Genomic DNA, 15,810 nt, shown 5'->3' on the forward strand with positions numbered 1-15,810 from the left:
TCAATTCGTGCAATTACTAATTATATAAGGGTCCGAAGCTGCTGCAAGCCCTGAAATCAGCGCCTTCTGGATCCGATGTTCCGAAATTACTCCAAACGCGCGGACGGAAAATGTGATCCTTCGCTACGTTGTGCATAGATACAGGAATTCTTAGAATAGCAGCAAGTGTGATCAAGTCAGCACCGATATGACCATAGCTGATCGATCCATGATTGGAGCCCCAGTTATCCATAACCGAATAAACATCTGTAAATGAGCCTTCACCTGTCAAAATAGGAGCAAACCAAGTCGTCGGCCACGTTGAATCTGTGCGATCATCCAGCTGTTGATGCACATTCTCAGGCAGATCAACAGAGTAGCCTTCTGCTAACTGAAGCACGGGACCTAAGCCCCTTACTAGGTTGATGCGAGACATCGTGACCGGCATACCGCCTTTCGTAAGGAAATCCGTGGAATAGCCGCCTCCGCGGAAATATTCAACAGATGCTGGACGCCAAGAAGTTGCCTCCAGACACTTAGTCACTTCTTCGTCCGTGATTTCCCAGTAAGGCTTCATAACAGGTTTGCCGTTGCGGCTCTGTTCGCCTGTACCATCCAGCGCTGCTGGGCCGGAGTTAATCAAGTGAAGAATTCCGTCTTTGGCAGCACCGCTTAAAGTGTGCCCTGTTACACGTTTCACCGCATCTGGGCTCCAGTACGTTCTTACATCGGCGAAAATTTGCGCTGTATTCGTCAACAGATTACCGAATAACATGGCAACACCATTCAGACTATCGTTCTCTGTTGCAACCAGATAAGGGGCGCGTTTGCCATTCCAGTCAAAGGAAGTATTCAGAATAGCTTCCATGAAATCTCCGTTCGGGAAATGATCCGTCCAATGACGCTGCCCTTGGAAACCAGAGAGAATCGCATTGTGGCCAAGTGCTTCTTCCCCGAACTCAATGTCAGCCAGACGTGGGTTGCCGACCATTAAATCCCTGACAATCAAGGACATTTTCACAACGGTTTCCCAATCTTGATCTTTCTTTGCACGGCTCGTTTGAATCTCAGGAGGATTCTTATCTGGGCCTTCTGAACAGTTCTCTTTTACCCAGTTCAGCGCCAATTGGTACTCTTCAGGATCGAAAATCTCTTCATCAATACGTCGCACTAATTCGGACATATCGACATATTCATTGCGCATGCCCAGGTAATTCTGGAACAGCTCCTCATTTACGATTGATCCAGCAATCCCCATGGATACAGACCCGATTGAGAGGTATGATTTCCCTTTCATGTAAGCAGCAGCAAGCCCTGCCTTAGCAAAACGAATCAGCTTCTCATGAACGTCTTGCGGAATGTCTGTTGTACCAGCATCTTGTACATCTTTGCCGTAAATACCGAAGGCCGGAATGCCTTTCTGTGCATGACCTGATAAAACGGCGGCCAAGTATACCGCACCCGGACGTTCCGTACCGTTAAAGCCCCAAATGGCTTTCGGTGTGGATGGGTCCATATCCATCGTTTCCGTTCCATAACACCAACAAGGAGTAACGGTGATGGATACGCCTACACCGGATTTCGTGAATTTATCTGCTGCTGCAGCAGCCTCGGCTACGCCTCCGATACAGGTGTCAGCGATAACGCACTCTACAGGTTCACCGTTTGGATATTTCAGAGTTTCACTTAGTAAGGCAGCGACAGCTTTGGCCATATTCATCGTTTGATCTTCAAGTGATTCACGAACCCCTTTTCTTCTGCCGTCAATCGTTGGTCGTATCCCAATCTTCGGGAAATCCTGGTTCCATCTGTAATCACTGTTTGCCATTTTCACTTCATCCTCCTCGTTGTGTATGGGATTGATATAAATTGCGCCTTTAAACGGGTACGACTATAGAGTTATCGATAATCCAAACTACTCGCTAATGACACCTTTTTTCAAAATAATATTGGCGTATAAAGCTTTCTCACTCGTGGCCACGATCGCATAGGCTTTCTTCGCTCGCTCATAAAAAGCGAATCGTTCCACATACTCAATTTGTGGCGTTGTATAATTATGAATGATTTCTTCATATGCTGCCCAAATTGGTGTTTCCACCTTATCTCCTGGTACTATGGCCATTAGCGCTACCGGTTTTTCACTGTAAGAATCCAGTGGGAATAACGATAAAACCGCTTCCAACAATTCCGGTACACCATGGCCATCGCTGCGCAGCAAACGATTCGTATGACTCGCAGCAGGGAAATTGCCATCTGCTAGAATAATTTCATCCCCATGCCCCATTTCCATCAGCACCTTCAAAAGCTCAGGCGACAGGATGGAAGGAATACCTTTAAGCATATTCAAGACCTCCTCAAAGAATGAGTGTTATCGATAACTCAAAATTATCAATTTTAAGCCTTGCTGTCAATCCTTAATTTCTATACAATAGACGAATAGGATGAGATGAAAAGGTGACTCGACGTGATTACAATATATGATATCGCTGAAAAAGCCGGTGTTTCGGCAATGACCGTTTCACGGGTTATCAATAATACAGGTCGTATCAGCGAAGCAACGCGCAAACGGGTTAGGAAAGTAATGGAGGATCTCCACTATATTCCGAACTCGATGGCACGCAGTCTGGTACTTCAGAAGACGAAAATTCTTTCCCTGCTCATTACGGATATTACGAATCCGTTCTATACTACGCTTGCACGCGGTGCAGAGGATGCAGCTAAACGGGCTGGGTATCGGCTGCTTTTTGCAAATAGTGACGAGGATTATGCGAAAGAGAAAGACTACGTTGATATGATTTTATCAACCCGTGTGGATGGCGTCCTATTCGCCCCGACGGGCGATCATTCTGTCGAGAATCTAGGTCGGCTCCAAAAGCATAATATCCCCTTCGTTGTTTTAGACCGTGAAATTCCCGGAATTGAGGCGGATGTGGTACTCGGGGACAGCAAGGAAGGCGCGAGGAAACTTGTTGATCATTTAATTGGTCTGGGGCATCGCCGAATCGCTTTGATTAACGGTTCACAGGATGTCTCTACAGCCCGCTTGCGTTATACGGGGTATTGCGAGGCACATTTGCTTCGCGGATTATCTATAAATGACTCGCTCGTCGCACATCTAAACTATCGTGATTTCCATGATGAATCCGCGTTAGACGCGCTACTCAATCTTGCAGATCCGCCTACAGCCATCTTCGCTGCTAACAACATGCTCGCCGTCGGCGTCATTCAATCATTGAGACAGCGCGGCTTGCAGGTGCCAGATGATCTATCAGTCGTCTGTTTTGACGATTTCGGCCCAGCAGGTGCGATTAACCCGTTTCTAACCCTGGCTTCACAGCCCGCCTATCAATTCGGCTTATTAGGTATGCAGTTATTGATCGAACGCATTGAAGGTGAAGCCGTTCATGAGAATCGGAAGATCATTCTGCCTTCGGAGATGATTATCCGTGCTTCAACGCAAGCGTTGAAGTGATGGTTGACATTGCGGTTAAAAGGGGAGCCTATGGATGATCAGGCCTCGACTTTGTTGTACGTCGCACAACATACAGTAGCTTTTGAGCTAAAATGAAGGGATTATGTTGCACCCTATGAACCTTTAGGAGATTATAATGAACCCAAACGTAAAGCAAGCCTTACAAACCACGCTAAAAAACTGGAATGCCATGTCGGCATCACATGGTGATGAGCAGGAAGCTGTCGCTGATCAGTTCCAATCATCTTTTTATTTATTTATTGATACGGTCCGTGAATGGGTCCATGAGTTAGAACCGCGACCTCGAACCATTGATGAGTTATTAGATATGGATATGATGCAGGAAATTCTCGATGTACTTCCAGCACCGCTTCATTTGAACTTCGAGACGGAAGTTGAGCTTATCATGGATAATGTGGTTAGAATCGACGATGATAAATACGATTAAAAGTTAATTGCGAATCGTCGCTGCTCTAACATCAACAAGTCTAATCTTGGCTCATCGCGCCCAAGCAGCAAAAAAAGCCCAATATCGAATTGGGCTTTTTCTTCATTTATTAGCTTCGTATCGTGCTAACCGCACTTAAACCGTTTTATCCACAAACGGAATCTGGTTCTGCTCAGCAAATTTTTTCAATCTAGCAGCCATGGCAGCTATGTCGAATCGATTCAGGGATTTGTTGTACACCCAACGTGGTGACTTCCCATTCAGGTCAATGACCACCTGACCGGGGGAGTATACGATTTCTTTAATTTTATCGGCATTAAGTATGAGCTCTCTGGCAAAACCTCTCTTTGAGATGCTCGTCTTGCTAACCTTTAAATACGGACGGCGAATAAAATAAACGAACAGTCCAACCGCCATGTAGCTGAGTGTCGTATACCAGTACATCTTGTCCCCGTCTGTTTTGGTCAAAGTAACCAATAATAAGATGGAAATTAGAACAAAAAATAAAGATAACATAATGCTTCTACCCTTGAACACTTCCGATCGATCCGTATCCGAAGAAATCGGAGCAATCCCCTGTTTGGAGCGATTCTTATTTACTGTTTTCGTATTTTTGCTTACCATTCTTTCCCACTTACGTGACATTCCATTCACTCCTTGGATTATTCGTACTTACTCAGGTACATCCCTCTTCATTTCAATAATCGATTCAAAATGCCTTCATACCATCTCCATGGCAAAAGACTTCTCGCCCACAGCCCCGCCTTCACACCGCGTCCCATTGGATAACGAAGCTTTGGCCGCGGGTTGTCTACAATTCGTACAATTTGGTCTGCTACTTCTTGCGGTTCAGGTGCTGTCGCTGAGGCTTTCCTTGAGTAGTCAAGCATTTTGCTAAGCCTTTTCCAATAAGGAGACGCTTCCGCGGTATGAATCGCCTCGAAGCCTTTACGCCAAATCTCCGTCTTATAGGCACCTGGCTCTACAAGCACGACGCGCACACCTAGGGGCATCATCTCCAAACGAAGCGATTCACTGAAGCCCTCAATGGCAAACTTCGAAGTGCTATATGGGGCATAGCCAGGAAATGCGGATAACCCGCTCACACTGCTTACATTAACAATACAACCAGATTGCTGTGCGCGCATGTGCGGCAGGACAGCCCTCGTTGCCGCAATGACACCGAATACATTCGTTTCCAGCTGTGATCTCCACGCTTCCATCGGTACATCTTCCACATACCCTCCGACAGCAAAGCCGGCATTGTTAATAAGAACATCGATTCTGCCATACTTGTCCATAATATCAGAAACAACTTGTTCAATCGAGTCATGAATCGTTACGTCCAGAGCCATGGTTTCGATGGCATTTGTTACGCCAGCTTGTTCGACATGCGCGAGCAAGGCTTCACCTCTACCTAGGTCGCGCATAGTTGCGATAACGTGATACCCCTTTTGAGCCAGAGCTATTGACGTTAATAAGCCAAATCCGCTAGATGCGCCTGTCACTAATGCTGTCGGCTTTGTGAAACTCATCCAGGCTGCCCCCTATTATCCAACTCACATTCCTTCATAATCCCATACAAAAGACATAATGTCGATATGTAAAAGAGGATAATTTGGTCTGAGCAGATGCTAACCTCCTAGTGATTTCCCATTTATGGCTGCTTTTATCCAATCACATGTAAAAAAACCCGAGGCTTCACACCTCAGGTTGATCTTTTATATTCGTCTTTATGCACGGAGGAGGAATGAATCGTTGGTTTCCTTCCGGAACATCGGCGTGATACTTTTGCTTCAATGCTGCTATTTTGTTAGTGAAGAGGAACGTCGATATGCTATCCTTCATACACAAATAGGAACTCCATACATGGATGCGCATGATAGATTTCCCAAATCTGCTTTCGGCTCGATTTAACCCCAACCCAAAGCACAAAAAAGCCTGTATCCAGATGCTCTCCTCCAAAGAGAACAATCACAGATACAGGCTGTCTGAGCTTCGTTTATACTTTTGCCTTCTCGAGCAGTTTATCAGATGGTTCTACATGTTCGGGCACTTCTTTGCCCTCGGAAACGAGTTCCCGCGCAGAATTTTTAAACTCGTGGAGGGTGCGTCCCACCGCACGGCCAAGCTCTGGCAGCTTGGATGGACCAAACAAGACTAAGACAACAACTAAGATTAACATGAGACCAGGAAAGCCAATATTTTGCAGCATAGGATCATCAACTCCGTTTCATTAGTTTTGATTATGATGCTTCGGATATACCGCTACAGCTTCGATCTCAATAAGCCAATCGGAATTAACGAGTCCTGCCACACCAACCGTAGAACGAGCCGGTTTAACCGGATTCGCTTCATTACCAAAGAATTGCGCGTAAGCGTCAAACCAGCCTTGATAGTCGAACTTCCCCTCTTTGGCCGTGTCAGCCGTAATATAAACGCGAAGATAAGCGACGTCGGCTAGAGTTAATCCCTTATCCTTCAATTGCTTCTCAATTTCCTTTAAAATACCGATACCTTGCGTTTTAGTATCACCATAACGTTCATATACCGTCTTCCCCTCTTTATTCAGAACAGGCGGTACCGTTCCGCTTGTGAATAAGTAAGAAGAGCCTGCAGGTACGGACACTCCGGCAGATATAGAGGACGCTGGGTTGCCATAGAATTCCATTTCATGAATTGGCTCTGATGGGTATTTACTAGATTTTTCCGTTCCGGCCGCATAGGCGCTGACACATATGAGACATGAACCTAATGTGACGGCTGCAATGGTTTTCACTTTCTTCGTTATCATCATCGTTCATCGCTCCTCATCATCTACTCTTTCATTACTCGCTCATGAATTTCAGTGACTACTTTTCTAGCAGATTCAATCGCCCCTGCCTGCCAAGCGGTAATATAGCTGATATGCTCCCCAGCCAAATATATGCGACCATCCGGCTTGCACAGGGTAGGGTAATACATTTTGCGGTCGTCCGCCGTATAGGAAGCCCATCCGCCAAGATTATATTTAATCTTCTTCCAATCGATGGAGAACGAGGCCTCAAACTCCTTATGGTATTGGGGATGAATTTTCGCCCCTTGGCTTAAAGCATAGTCCTCCCTTTGGACAGGTGTCATTTTTCCAATCTTGTCAGAGTTAGCCCCGAAAGCATAATAGCCTAAGAGGATGCCTTTTGTGGAAAAATAGTCATTTGGCGGGTAATAAATACTGGATATGTCCATATTCGTTAGTGAGCTTCCGCCAAATATATGCTCATCTTCCTCCCAGAACCGCCGTTTGAATTGGAGGCCAATTTTACCGGCAGATGCGTAGCTAATCTTAGAAATTGCAGTAGACATTTCGGCAGAGAAATCAGCCTTGATATCCTTAAGGACAGGTAATGGAATCGTACATATGCAAAAGTCTCCGGCAGCTTCCTTGCTGGCGCCGCTGTTCAAATCCTTATACAGGACGCGAACACCTTCCGACGATTGTTTAATTTCCTGTACCTCAGCATGGAACTCGATACGGTCCCCTACACGCTTCTCAAACGCTTTAGCAATTTGGTCCATCCCGCCTACCGGATGAAACATCATCATTTGTTGATCGTAGCTGTATTCACTGCTAAAAAATTGACCAAAACCGGAATTAATGATCGCTTTTAAACTAAAAGGATCTCTACGAACCCCTGAGTCAAACTTACCACCTGGTTCTTCGACATAGCCAGCTCTGCTAGAGCCTTTGTAGAACAGATCGGCGTTCAAATCTCCTTCGGTCTTCAAATAAGCAACGAGCTTATCTTTTTCTTCTGTTGTTAGCGGGAGATCCAGCGCCTTCTGGTTTACTGCTTTGGCCAGCATCTCGGCGACATACCCCCTAACATCAGCTTTTGCTTGGCGCTTCGGAATTTTCTTTCCCGACAATTCACCGACATTTTCGTTATAATAGTAGCCGCTCTCGTTTACATTGTTGAAAGGCTCAATGGCGACACCGAATTTGCGTGCATATTCCAAGGTTACATGAAACTGGGGAATCCGCATCGGTCCCGTGTTAAAATACATCCCATTATCAAAGCGCGCAACCTGCTTGCTGCCTCCGACTTCCGTAACGGTCGTTCCTCTGCGGGCTGTCCAAACTCTGCCGCCAGAACGAGCTCTCGATTCTAAAATTGTACATTGATAACCAGCCATTCCTAGCTCATAGGCAGCCGTCATACCAGCTACCCCAGCACCTAAAATAATCACTTTTTTCCCATTGCGGTTTGTTGAAGTGAGATCCCTACCTGAAGGTGGCGTGTAATCTGCCGCTTTCATCGTTTCTGGGGATAAGAGCCCCAGAGTCCCCATAACACTAAAGAGTGCGGCTGACCCTCCAATTTTGCCGACAGTAGTCAAAAATTGTCTACGTGTAATTTGATCTTCTTTGATTGGTGTCTTCTCCATGCTCCCATCTCCTCGTTCAAGTTTGGATAAACCGCACCTTAAACGTACCAGTAGGACATGTATTCGTCACTATTAAGTGTTAGATTACATTACATAAATATTACTTATACCGGGATAAAAATAGGTTATTTGATCAGATATGGGCATGGTGATAGAGTTAACTTGTAAACAATGTCATGTAAACGTTAATTTATCTAACATTTCTAGGAGGTTGGATGATGTCGATGACGAAGAAGAAAGTGATTCAAATTGGTGTGGTAAGCGAATTAACCGGGTTATCGGAGAGGCAGATTCGTTATTACGAAGATCGCAAGCTTATTTTCCCAGAAAGAAGTAAAGGAGGCGTTCGTAAATATTCATTTGAGGATATTCAGACCATCATGGAAATTCACACAAAGCTGATGGACGGCTTCCACACCGTTGAACTTAAGCGTATGCTAGCGGGTTCTTAAGACAATGACAACCATACATAGCTTTGGAGGTGCCTTTCATGCCAATAAAAGAAATGATGTCTCTCGTTGAACATCTGTCCGAACTGCGAACACGCATTATTCGAGTTCTCATCGTAATTGTCCTTACGATGATTGCCGGTTTTCTTGCTGCCCAGAAGCTCCTCCTCTACTTGAAGCAAACACCCCCGGCATCCGACATGACATGGCATGTATTTTCCCCCATGGATAGTATTCGCCTCTATATGATGATTGCGTTCGTCATATCACTTACGGTTTCTTTGCCTTTTATCCTATATCAGATCTGGGGATTCGTTAAACAAGGTCTAACGAAGGAGGAGCAGTCAGCCTCACTTCGTTATATCCCTTATACGGTCCTGTGCTTCATCATCGGTTTAACCTTTGCCTACTTCGTTGTTTTCCCCATGTGTATGGCATTCACTACCCAAATTTCCGATAACCTCGGATTAACCCCGACGTACGGCGTCGCGCAATATTTTAGCTTCATGCTGAACATTGTGCTGCCTTTGTCGATTGCCTTCGAACTTCCCATCGTCGTCATGTTTCTAACTAGACTAAAGCTGCTGAATCCAAAGCTCTTGAACAAAATTCGCAGATATGCCTACCTTGTCCTAGTCATCGTAGCCAGCCTTATTTCACCGCCAGATCTCATCTCACATCTCATAGTGGCCATTCCTTTATTCGCTTTATATGAAATCAGCGTCGTGCTATCTCGTTTCGTCTATAACGAACAAATGAAAGAGCTAAGCAAACTAAGTGTTGAGTACGGAGCCTCTTAAAATAGGGCTTCCCTATCATTGCCTATGGTCCGCTTTTGGGATATATTTACGACATAAATCACTTCCCAAAAAAAGGAGAACTATGCGGATTGAACAACTTCTCTATATCATTGAAATCAATCAAACCGGTTCGATTTCCCTAGCTGCCGAAAAGCTTCACGTCTCCCAACCGAATATCAGTCAGGCCATTGTGAGTCTGGAAGAAGAGCTTGGAGTTAAACTATTTAAGCGTTCGCGCTTCGGAGCCGTTCCTACGGAAGATGGGAAATTAATAATAAGTAAAGCGGAAGAGATTATTAACAAAGTTGAGGAACTCCGAGAGACGGCAATTTTTCAGTCCAATCAGCTCTCAGGGTTCCTTTCCATCGCTTCCGTGCCTAGCCTGTGCTTGAGTGTATTACCCTCAACCTTGGCGATTTTCAAAGCGAAACATACTGGCGTAGAGCTTGAAATGTTGGAACTTGATTATCCGCAAATTAAACAAGAAGTCCAAAGCGGTAATGTAGATATCGGTCTAATAGCTGTATCCCGGAATTATGAAGAACCGAATAAACAATTGATCACAGAGACGTTAATGGACAGCAGAGTGATGGCATGTGTAGGGATAAACTCCCCACTTTCTCATCGAAAAAGCATCTCCTTAGAAGAACTTGTACATCAACCGATCCTCCTGAATTCGGAGTACCTTATTAATAAATTAAAAAAATATGGAGAGCCGAATATTTTATTTAAGCTAGGGAATTCAGAGGCTGCAAAACGAGTGATTGCTGAAGGTATTGCTATTGGATTTTATACGGAAATCGGCTTAAAATACGACCCTTATGTCCAAACAGGCAGCATTATTGCATTAGAAATCACCGGAGAGGATATGGATATTTCCTTCTGCTCCATACGTCTAAAGAATCGCTATCAGTCCCTGCCCTGCAAAGAGTTTACGAAAGAACTGAAAACGATTATTGCAACAATTTGATATCTTGACTCTCGCTTGATGCTGCGTAAGAAGCATATTTATTTACTCGGCGTTTGCCGACAATCCTCACATAAACGATGGCTCCTGCGACAAGCACGATGTTGCCTACAATTAATGGAGTCGACAATCGGCTGAGGAGTAAATAGCCTTGAAAGGCCAGTAAACCAACGGCTATGATGACAATGGTGTAAAGTAGGCCTGGCTTCATAGTGAATGGTGCTTTGCGATAAAGCTCTGGGTATTTGCGAGGAAGCTGTACGGCAGAAAGTACGGGGAAAATGCTCGAAATAAGTAAGATACCAACGCCTAGCTGGGAAACCGTAGTCAACGAGACTCCAGTCACAATGGGTATGACCCCAAGCAGATAGTAAAACGTGAGCAGCCAATGTGGTGTACCATACCTTCGATTAATGGCGCCGAACGATGCTGGGAGCCAGCCATCGCGACTTGCCACCAGCATCCCCCTCGTCACCCAGGAAAACGTTACATTGAGTGTAGAAGCCAGAGCAAACATAGCCCCGCCTATGATAAAAAATAGGAACAATGGATTGGGCAATATCGTCCTCGCCACATCTGAAAGCGACTCTCCTGCAACATGGGAAATCGGCAGAACTCCGGTTGCCACGATGCCAATGCCTATGTAAAGCAAGGCAACTATGCCACTACTGATGAAAATTGTAAGCGGAATATCCCTTTGTGGCCGCTTCATTTCACCTCCGAGCTCAACTACGGCATAAGCGCCTCCAGATGCAAAGGATGTGATTCCAACCGCTGTAAGAAAGCTCCCCATTCCCTGAGGAAAAATCTCTGCGGGATGAAACACCGAATAGTCGACCTTCGAAATTCCCCACACAATGAAAACAAGAAGTGACAACAGCTTAATCGCTACGAGCGCCTTTCCTAAGGATGACATGAACTTGATGCCAAACAGATTAATGAGATAGAAGAAAGTCAGCACAGTGAAGGAAACAAGCATGATCGGCGTATAAGGCATGATTCCCTGTAAATATTGAGCGAATGAAATGGCGTATACAGCGATGGTCAAATGACCGAATGTAAACAGGATTAAATAGACAAACCCTGCATTCGGAGAGAGTAAACGACTCGTGTAGGTATACATGCCTCCAGTCGTAGGCAGAACTGAGCCTAATACAGCAAGAGGAATCGTGATGATAAGCATAAAAACAGAGGAAAGCACGAAAGCAAGCGGTACACCAGTCCCCGTTAAAGCTATGGCGATGCCAGTAATTGACATGATACCCGCTCCAATAATTTGTCCGAGAGCAATACCAATTGAATCTCGTAAGCCTAACACCTTCTTCAATTTTCCTTCTTCATTCACCATATTCAGCAGCTCTCCCTCACAACTCCACCCATAAATGTATACAATCATTTTCTGCATAAACCAAGTATTCCCTTCTTCTTAATGAAAATTGAGCTAATTATTATTTAATAAAACAGTCATTATCGAACTTTATCCCGCATAGAGTATATAGTTGCTTATTACTGAAAGCCGTATGAAAGTTTACTGAAATCCAATTTTCACACTTGAAGGGATGCTGATTTCGTATTATTACATTAGAACAAATTCATTTTATCGAAACTCGCTGTATCAATCCGCAAGATGCCATTATTGTTCGTTTACTCACAGAAGGTATTGCCTCTCACGAAATTGTTTATTTGAAAAAGAACTCATTAGATGCTAAAAATCAATTGCTTACAGTCACTGATTCTATGGGTACTAAGAGGCAAGTACAAATTACGCGAACATGTGCTGAACTGTATCAAAGTGCTCTGGGACAAACGAAATACATAGTCAACTACGGAGACCTTCCAAATAAACAACTGATAACCGATCTTCGAGATAGTGAGTATCTCATCAAGGTGAGCATGCGAGATTTCATTGCAAATCGCAGTATGATCACGGAGATGGATTCCGTTATTTTGCGAACGATATATATGAGACTTCGGCGATTAGCTGACTTTTTCTCAACACCGGAACTCACGTATTTAACGACAGGAAAACTTGAACTTAAACAATTAGCACATGCATAATGGATGGATGTGGAGGCCTTTAGGGCCTCTTTTTATTTCCCTGGTTTCATTTATATCTTTATTGTACGAAAATGTTTGATTCACTTCCGTTTTTGTGTTATCTTTCATTTGTAAGCGATTACAAAAATGAGAGGTGGTTTTATAATGACTTATTTTTCAGCTAGTAGTAACAACTTACACGCTGCTTTTAGGAGGAAATTTTCAAGTTTACTTCTTATGTCTACGGTAGTGGTAACCATTGCTTTGCCTACGCAAGCTGGCGCAGCACCGGTTAACTGCAGTACGGCCTCCTGTTTAACAACAGCATTATCCAATGCAGTAGCTGGAGACCGCATTATTCTTGCAGCCGGAACCTATACGGGCAATTTTGTGTCTGGCGTAAATGGCACCTCTTCGAACCCGATTATCATCGAAAGTGCCAGTTCCACCAATAAAGCAATTTTAAATGGCGGTGGAACATCAAGTGGCTACACGCTTCATCTAACCGGGAATTATACCCAAGTTAAAAACCTAAAGATCACCAATGCCAAGAAGGGCATCATGATCGATAATGCCAACAACGGTTTAATCGACGGGGTCGAAGTGTACAATATCGGAGAAGAAGGCGTTCATTATCGGGACGGCAGCTCCAACAACATCATCCAAAACTCCAGTGTTCACGACACAGGACAGGTAACTGCCGATTACGGCGAAGGCGTCTACGTGGGTTCTGATGTCGGCAAATGGGGCACCTATATCAAAGAAGCTGATAACAACAGAATTACGAACGTAACGATCGGGCCCAATGTAACAGCAGAATCCATTGATATCAAAGAAGGCACGACAGGAACCATCGTCGAGAATAGTACGTTCAACGGCACAGGCATCAGCGGAGCCAATGCAGCAAATAGCTTCATGGATGTCAAAGGAAACAACTCGATCATTCGCAATAATACAGTGAATCGCAACGGCAATTCGATTATTGTTGATGCCTTCCAGGTGCATGAACGTTCACCGGGTTGGGGCTTTAACAACGACTTCTTTAACAACACTGCAAATATGGATAATGGCACCCCCAATGTTGTGCTCGTCAATGGTGGTTCAGCAAAAGCTTGCAACAACACACGTACGCCTGCTGGCAATATGTATACAGCCGGGGTAACGGTGTACACGACTTGTACAGGGGGAGCACCTTCCCCCTCCCTTTTGTCCGTTTCTTCCGTTAGCGATAGCGGCAACGATGGAAATGTGGCCTCCAATACATTGGACAATAACCTAAGCACCCGCTGGTCCTCTCAAGGAAACGGACAATGGATCAACTTCGATCTCGGTTCCAGCAAAACAGTCAAGTATGCATCCATCGCTTTTCACCAAGGTGATGTCCGTACAACAACATTCGATGTTCAAATATCCTCCGACAATACGAACTGGACAACGCTGCTAGCGAATAAGGTCAGTACCACAACACTTTCGCAAGTAACCTATGACTTTACGGATACTAGTGGGCGTTATGTCCGAATCGTAGGTCATGGCAACTCCTCTGGCAACGGTTGGAACAGCATAACAGAAGTCGACATTTACGGAAACTAAAGTTGAATTGAAAAGAGGCTGTCCCTCCGGTAATCATCCTACCGTTGGTGACAGCCTCTATCTATTTTTTACCCCAGCAATTCGTCAAAGATCTCCCTGAACTGATCCGCTACAGAGGAAGAACCTTCCTCCAGCTCTTCCCTGTTGAAAAAGTAGCGATGATGGGACTCGTCCGTATCCAACATATCCGATAGAAATCCGCTGAAACCACGCGTTTTTCGATCAAACTCTAGAATGATCTCTACGCCGTGTTCATTCGGGTAGAAGATGAGCTCGAGTTCATCCACCGAGCTGCGGTACTCGCCATTTTGATAGGGAACAAATTCAAACTGCTGAACAAACGGCAAATGATAATCGCGTTGTAGATAGTACTCATTCTCCGCTTGATGCAAATGAAAACCAAGTTCTTCCAAAGCTTCAAAAACAACCGCAGTATGCGGGTGTGCCTGAACTTTAATATCATCACGATCTGAGGGATCAACCGCATTATCAATGTCTAAGCCTGTGCGCACCCAGATCGGGCTGACACCAATTGAGATTGGCGTTTCATGTGGCAGAACGAATTGAAAAGGAATTTCAATCGTTTCACCCGGTGCAATCTCGAGATTTTCACCAAGCAACAGATTGGCAACAACGATGGTTTCCTTCTGCATACGAGTTTCAGTTCGCCCATCGCGATCAGCATCTATCTCCACAGGCTTCTTATATTCCGTCATGATTTGAAAGTAGATTTTATCCACTTTCTGCTCCACTTTTCCGCCTTTGGCAATAACGACGCCCTCAACCAGCTCTCCCGGAATAAAATCCTCCGTATGAAACTGTGTGTCGATATCGACGTTCCCAATCCCTACTCGTGCTAACATTTTCTTGAAAAACGCCATTTCTTTTCCTCCAATTGCACTTCATAAGCGATAGGTCCGACCGCCGTTTCAGAAAATTGCAGTTTTGCGCGTTTGGGTACGCCATCAATATCGGAGAATGAGCAGCAGCATTTCTCAGAACCGAGATTCTCGGAATGCTAATTCCTTGTGAATCCAATCAACAATGATTTGTCTCCCCTTATTCTCACTACTAGTACCATTAATAATAAGATCGGCATACCATTTTGTTGGCTCCACGTACTTATCATGACTGTGTCTAACAAGGTCTAGGTATTCAGCAACGATTTCAGTAATGTTATTTCCATCCTTCGAATCTCGCGCTATCCTTCTAACTAATCTCTCATCAGATTCACAATCAATATAAAACTTGTATGCTAGACGCTCTCTTAAAACTTCAAAGTGAAATATCAGAAATCCCTCAACAATTAAAAGATCTAACTCATCCATACAGATAGTAGTATCTATATCACTTATTAATCTTTCAACATCAACAGACTCCGGTTGATTAAAATCATCGTATTCTTTATTTGAGAAAGGTGCTTTGGTAACAGGCCTGAATTTCTTAAAATATCTATCGCTAGGTATAATTCGGATTTTGTAATGACTAAAATGTTCTAACAAGTAATGACTCCAAGTCGTCTTTCCACTTCCGGTCCCACCAGAAATACCTATTACTAGAGGTTTTTTCATGCTTGGACATCCCCGATAGGGCTATCCCAGAAACAAAGCTGTATGATTCGAATTTTGATTAGATCCACTCCC

Annotated in this window: 17 protein-coding genes; 7 read left to right on the plus strand and 10 right to left on the minus strand. The window is 44.4% G+C overall.

Going from position 1 to position 15,810, the window contains the following annotated elements; all coding sequences use genetic code 11:
- Window positions 1-16: 16 nt before the first annotated feature.
- Both QFZ80_RS20315 and fucU read right to left on the minus strand, forming a co-directional pair.
- Window positions 17-1,807 carry an L-fucose isomerase gene (locus QFZ80_RS20315; RefSeq protein ID WP_307560686.1) on the minus strand — a complete coding sequence of 597 codons (1,791 nt, stop codon included), beginning with the start codon at window positions 1,805-1,807 and terminating at the stop codon, window positions 17-19.
- Window positions 1,808-1,894: 87 nt separating this feature from the next.
- Window positions 1,895-2,320, minus strand: a complete 426-nt coding sequence (gene fucU / locus QFZ80_RS20320) for an L-fucose mutarotase (RefSeq protein ID WP_307554738.1) — start codon at window positions 2,318-2,320, stop codon at window positions 1,895-1,897.
- 123 nt (window positions 2,321-2,443) lie between these two features.
- Between fucU and QFZ80_RS20325 the strand changes: the two genes are divergently transcribed.
- Together QFZ80_RS20325 and QFZ80_RS20330 are read left to right on the plus strand one after the other, a co-directional pair.
- The gene (locus tag QFZ80_RS20325) at window positions 2,444-3,451 is read left to right on the plus strand and encodes a LacI family DNA-binding transcriptional regulator (RefSeq protein WP_307554735.1); all 1,008 of its coding nucleotides are present in this window, start codon (window positions 2,444-2,446) and stop codon (window positions 3,449-3,451) included.
- Window positions 3,452-3,587: 136 nt separating this feature from the next.
- The gene (locus tag QFZ80_RS20330; RefSeq protein ID WP_307554733.1) at window positions 3,588-3,899 is read left to right on the plus strand and encodes a hypothetical protein; all 312 of its coding nucleotides are present in this window, start codon (window positions 3,588-3,590) and stop codon (window positions 3,897-3,899) included.
- Window positions 3,900-4,034: 135 nt separating this feature from the next.
- Here QFZ80_RS20330 and QFZ80_RS20335 read toward each other — a convergent pair whose 3' ends face one another.
- The 5 genes from QFZ80_RS20335 to QFZ80_RS20355 form a co-directional block, all read right to left on the minus strand.
- Window positions 4,035-4,544 (minus strand): hypothetical protein, encoded by a 510-nt coding sequence (locus tag QFZ80_RS20335; RefSeq protein WP_307554731.1) that lies wholly within the window; start codon window positions 4,542-4,544, stop codon window positions 4,035-4,037.
- A 47-nt stretch (window positions 4,545-4,591) separates the two neighbouring features.
- Window positions 4,592-5,434, minus strand: a complete 843-nt coding sequence (locus tag QFZ80_RS20340; RefSeq protein WP_307560688.1) for an SDR family oxidoreductase — start codon at window positions 5,432-5,434, stop codon at window positions 4,592-4,594.
- A gap of 467 nt (window positions 5,435-5,901) precedes the next feature.
- Window positions 5,902-6,114, minus strand: a complete 213-nt coding sequence (gene tatA / locus QFZ80_RS20345; RefSeq protein WP_047672154.1) for a twin-arginine translocase TatA/TatE family subunit — start codon at window positions 6,112-6,114, stop codon at window positions 5,902-5,904.
- 21 nt (window positions 6,115-6,135) lie between these two features.
- On the minus strand, window positions 6,136-6,696 hold the full coding sequence (locus QFZ80_RS20350) for a RidA family protein (protein ID WP_307560690.1): 561 nt from the start codon (window positions 6,694-6,696) through the stop codon (window positions 6,136-6,138).
- A 20-nt stretch (window positions 6,697-6,716) separates the two neighbouring features.
- Window positions 6,717-8,324 carry a flavin monoamine oxidase family protein gene (locus QFZ80_RS20355; RefSeq protein ID WP_307560692.1) on the minus strand — a complete coding sequence of 536 codons (1,608 nt, stop codon included), beginning with the start codon at window positions 8,322-8,324 and terminating at the stop codon, window positions 6,717-6,719.
- 218 nt (window positions 8,325-8,542) lie between these two features.
- Here QFZ80_RS20355 and QFZ80_RS20360 point away from each other — a divergent pair, with 218 nt between their 5' ends.
- The 3 genes from QFZ80_RS20360 to QFZ80_RS20370 all read left to right on the plus strand — a co-directional run bounded on the left by QFZ80_RS20360 (window position 8,543) and on the right by QFZ80_RS20370 (window position 10,543).
- Window positions 8,543-8,776 (plus strand): MerR family transcriptional regulator, encoded by a 234-nt coding sequence (locus QFZ80_RS20360; RefSeq protein WP_029193642.1) that lies wholly within the window; start codon window positions 8,543-8,545, stop codon window positions 8,774-8,776.
- Window positions 8,777-8,814: 38 nt separating this feature from the next.
- Entirely contained in the window at window positions 8,815-9,573 is a 759-nt protein-coding gene (gene tatC / locus QFZ80_RS20365; RefSeq protein ID WP_307554722.1) for a twin-arginine translocase subunit TatC, read from the plus strand.
- 82 nt (window positions 9,574-9,655) lie between these two features.
- Entirely contained in the window at window positions 9,656-10,543 is an 888-nt protein-coding gene (locus QFZ80_RS20370; protein WP_307560694.1) for a LysR family transcriptional regulator, read from the plus strand.
- On the opposite strand, the gene QFZ80_RS20375 is transcribed toward QFZ80_RS20370, so the two are convergent.
- Complete coding sequence (locus tag QFZ80_RS20375) at window positions 10,527-11,945, minus strand: APC family permease (protein WP_307560696.1); 1,419 nt, start codon at window positions 11,943-11,945, stop codon at window positions 10,527-10,529. The genes QFZ80_RS20370 and QFZ80_RS20375 overlap by 17 nt on opposite strands.
- A 278-nt stretch (window positions 11,946-12,223) precedes the next feature.
- On the opposite strand from QFZ80_RS20375, the gene QFZ80_RS20380 reads away from it, so the two are divergent.
- Entirely contained in the window at window positions 12,224-12,598 is a 375-nt protein-coding gene (locus QFZ80_RS20380) for a hypothetical protein (protein ID WP_307554715.1), read from the plus strand.
- A 144-nt stretch (window positions 12,599-12,742) separates the two neighbouring features.
- Window positions 12,743-14,167: a discoidin domain-containing protein gene (locus QFZ80_RS20385; protein WP_307560698.1), complete on the plus strand. Its 1,425-nt coding sequence runs from the start codon at window positions 12,743-12,745 to the stop codon at window positions 14,165-14,167.
- 68 nt (window positions 14,168-14,235) lie between these two features.
- Here QFZ80_RS20385 and QFZ80_RS20390 read toward each other — a convergent pair whose 3' ends face one another.
- The gene (locus QFZ80_RS20390; RefSeq protein ID WP_307560700.1) at window positions 14,236-15,048 is read right to left on the minus strand and encodes a sporulation protein; all 813 of its coding nucleotides are present in this window, start codon (window positions 15,046-15,048) and stop codon (window positions 14,236-14,238) included.
- 114 nt (window positions 15,049-15,162) lie between these two features.
- On the minus strand, window positions 15,163-15,738 hold the full coding sequence (locus QFZ80_RS20395) for a uridine kinase family protein (RefSeq protein WP_307554710.1): 576 nt from the start codon (window positions 15,736-15,738) through the stop codon (window positions 15,163-15,165).
- Between the last annotated feature and the right edge of the window lie 72 nt (window positions 15,739-15,810).

This window comes from Paenibacillus sp. V4I7 (assembly GCF_030817275.1).
Classification (GTDB): Bacteria; Bacillota; Bacilli; order Paenibacillales; family NBRC-103111; genus Paenibacillus_E.

What these genes read in the sequence shown, in the direction of transcription:
- tatA (WP_047672154.1), bottom strand. Translation starts at nt 6,114, where the DNA reads ATGCTGCAAAATATTGGCTTTCCTGGTCTCATGTTAATCTTAGTTGTT.
- QFZ80_RS20350 (WP_307560690.1), bottom strand. Translation starts at nt 6,696, where the DNA reads ATGATGATAACGAAGAAAGTGAAAACCATTGCAGCCGTCACATTAGGT.
- fucU (WP_307554738.1), bottom strand. Translation starts at nt 2,320, where the DNA reads ATGCTTAAAGGTATTCCTTCCATCCTGTCGCCTGAGCTTTTGAAGGTG.
- QFZ80_RS20370 (WP_307560694.1), top strand. Translation starts at nt 9,656, where the DNA reads ATGCGGATTGAACAACTTCTCTATATCATTGAAATCAATCAAACCGGT.
- QFZ80_RS20315 (WP_307560686.1), bottom strand. Translation starts at nt 1,807, where the DNA reads ATGGCAAACAGTGATTACAGATGGAACCAGGATTTCCCGAAGATTGGG.
- QFZ80_RS20390 (WP_307560700.1), bottom strand. Translation starts at nt 15,048, where the DNA reads ATGGCGTTTTTCAAGAAAATGTTAGCACGAGTAGGGATTGGGAACGTC.
- tatC (WP_307554722.1), top strand. Translation starts at nt 8,815, where the DNA reads ATGCCAATAAAAGAAATGATGTCTCTCGTTGAACATCTGTCCGAACTG.
- QFZ80_RS20330 (WP_307554733.1), top strand. Translation starts at nt 3,588, where the DNA reads ATGAACCCAAACGTAAAGCAAGCCTTACAAACCACGCTAAAAAACTGG.
- QFZ80_RS20395 (WP_307554710.1), bottom strand. Translation starts at nt 15,738, where the DNA reads ATGAAAAAACCTCTAGTAATAGGTATTTCTGGTGGGACCGGAAGTGGA.
- QFZ80_RS20375 (WP_307560696.1), bottom strand. Translation starts at nt 11,945, where the DNA reads ATGCAGAAAATGATTGTATACATTTATGGGTGGAGTTGTGAGGGAGAG.
- QFZ80_RS20360 (WP_029193642.1), top strand. Translation starts at nt 8,543, where the DNA reads ATGTCGATGACGAAGAAGAAAGTGATTCAAATTGGTGTGGTAAGCGAA.
- QFZ80_RS20355 (WP_307560692.1), bottom strand. Translation starts at nt 8,324, where the DNA reads ATGGAGAAGACACCAATCAAAGAAGATCAAATTACACGTAGACAATTT.
- QFZ80_RS20385 (WP_307560698.1), top strand. Translation starts at nt 12,743, where the DNA reads ATGACTTATTTTTCAGCTAGTAGTAACAACTTACACGCTGCTTTTAGG.
- QFZ80_RS20340 (WP_307560688.1), bottom strand. Translation starts at nt 5,434, where the DNA reads ATGAGTTTCACAAAGCCGACAGCATTAGTGACAGGCGCATCTAGCGGA.
- QFZ80_RS20335 (WP_307554731.1), bottom strand. Translation starts at nt 4,544, where the DNA reads ATGTCACGTAAGTGGGAAAGAATGGTAAGCAAAAATACGAAAACAGTA.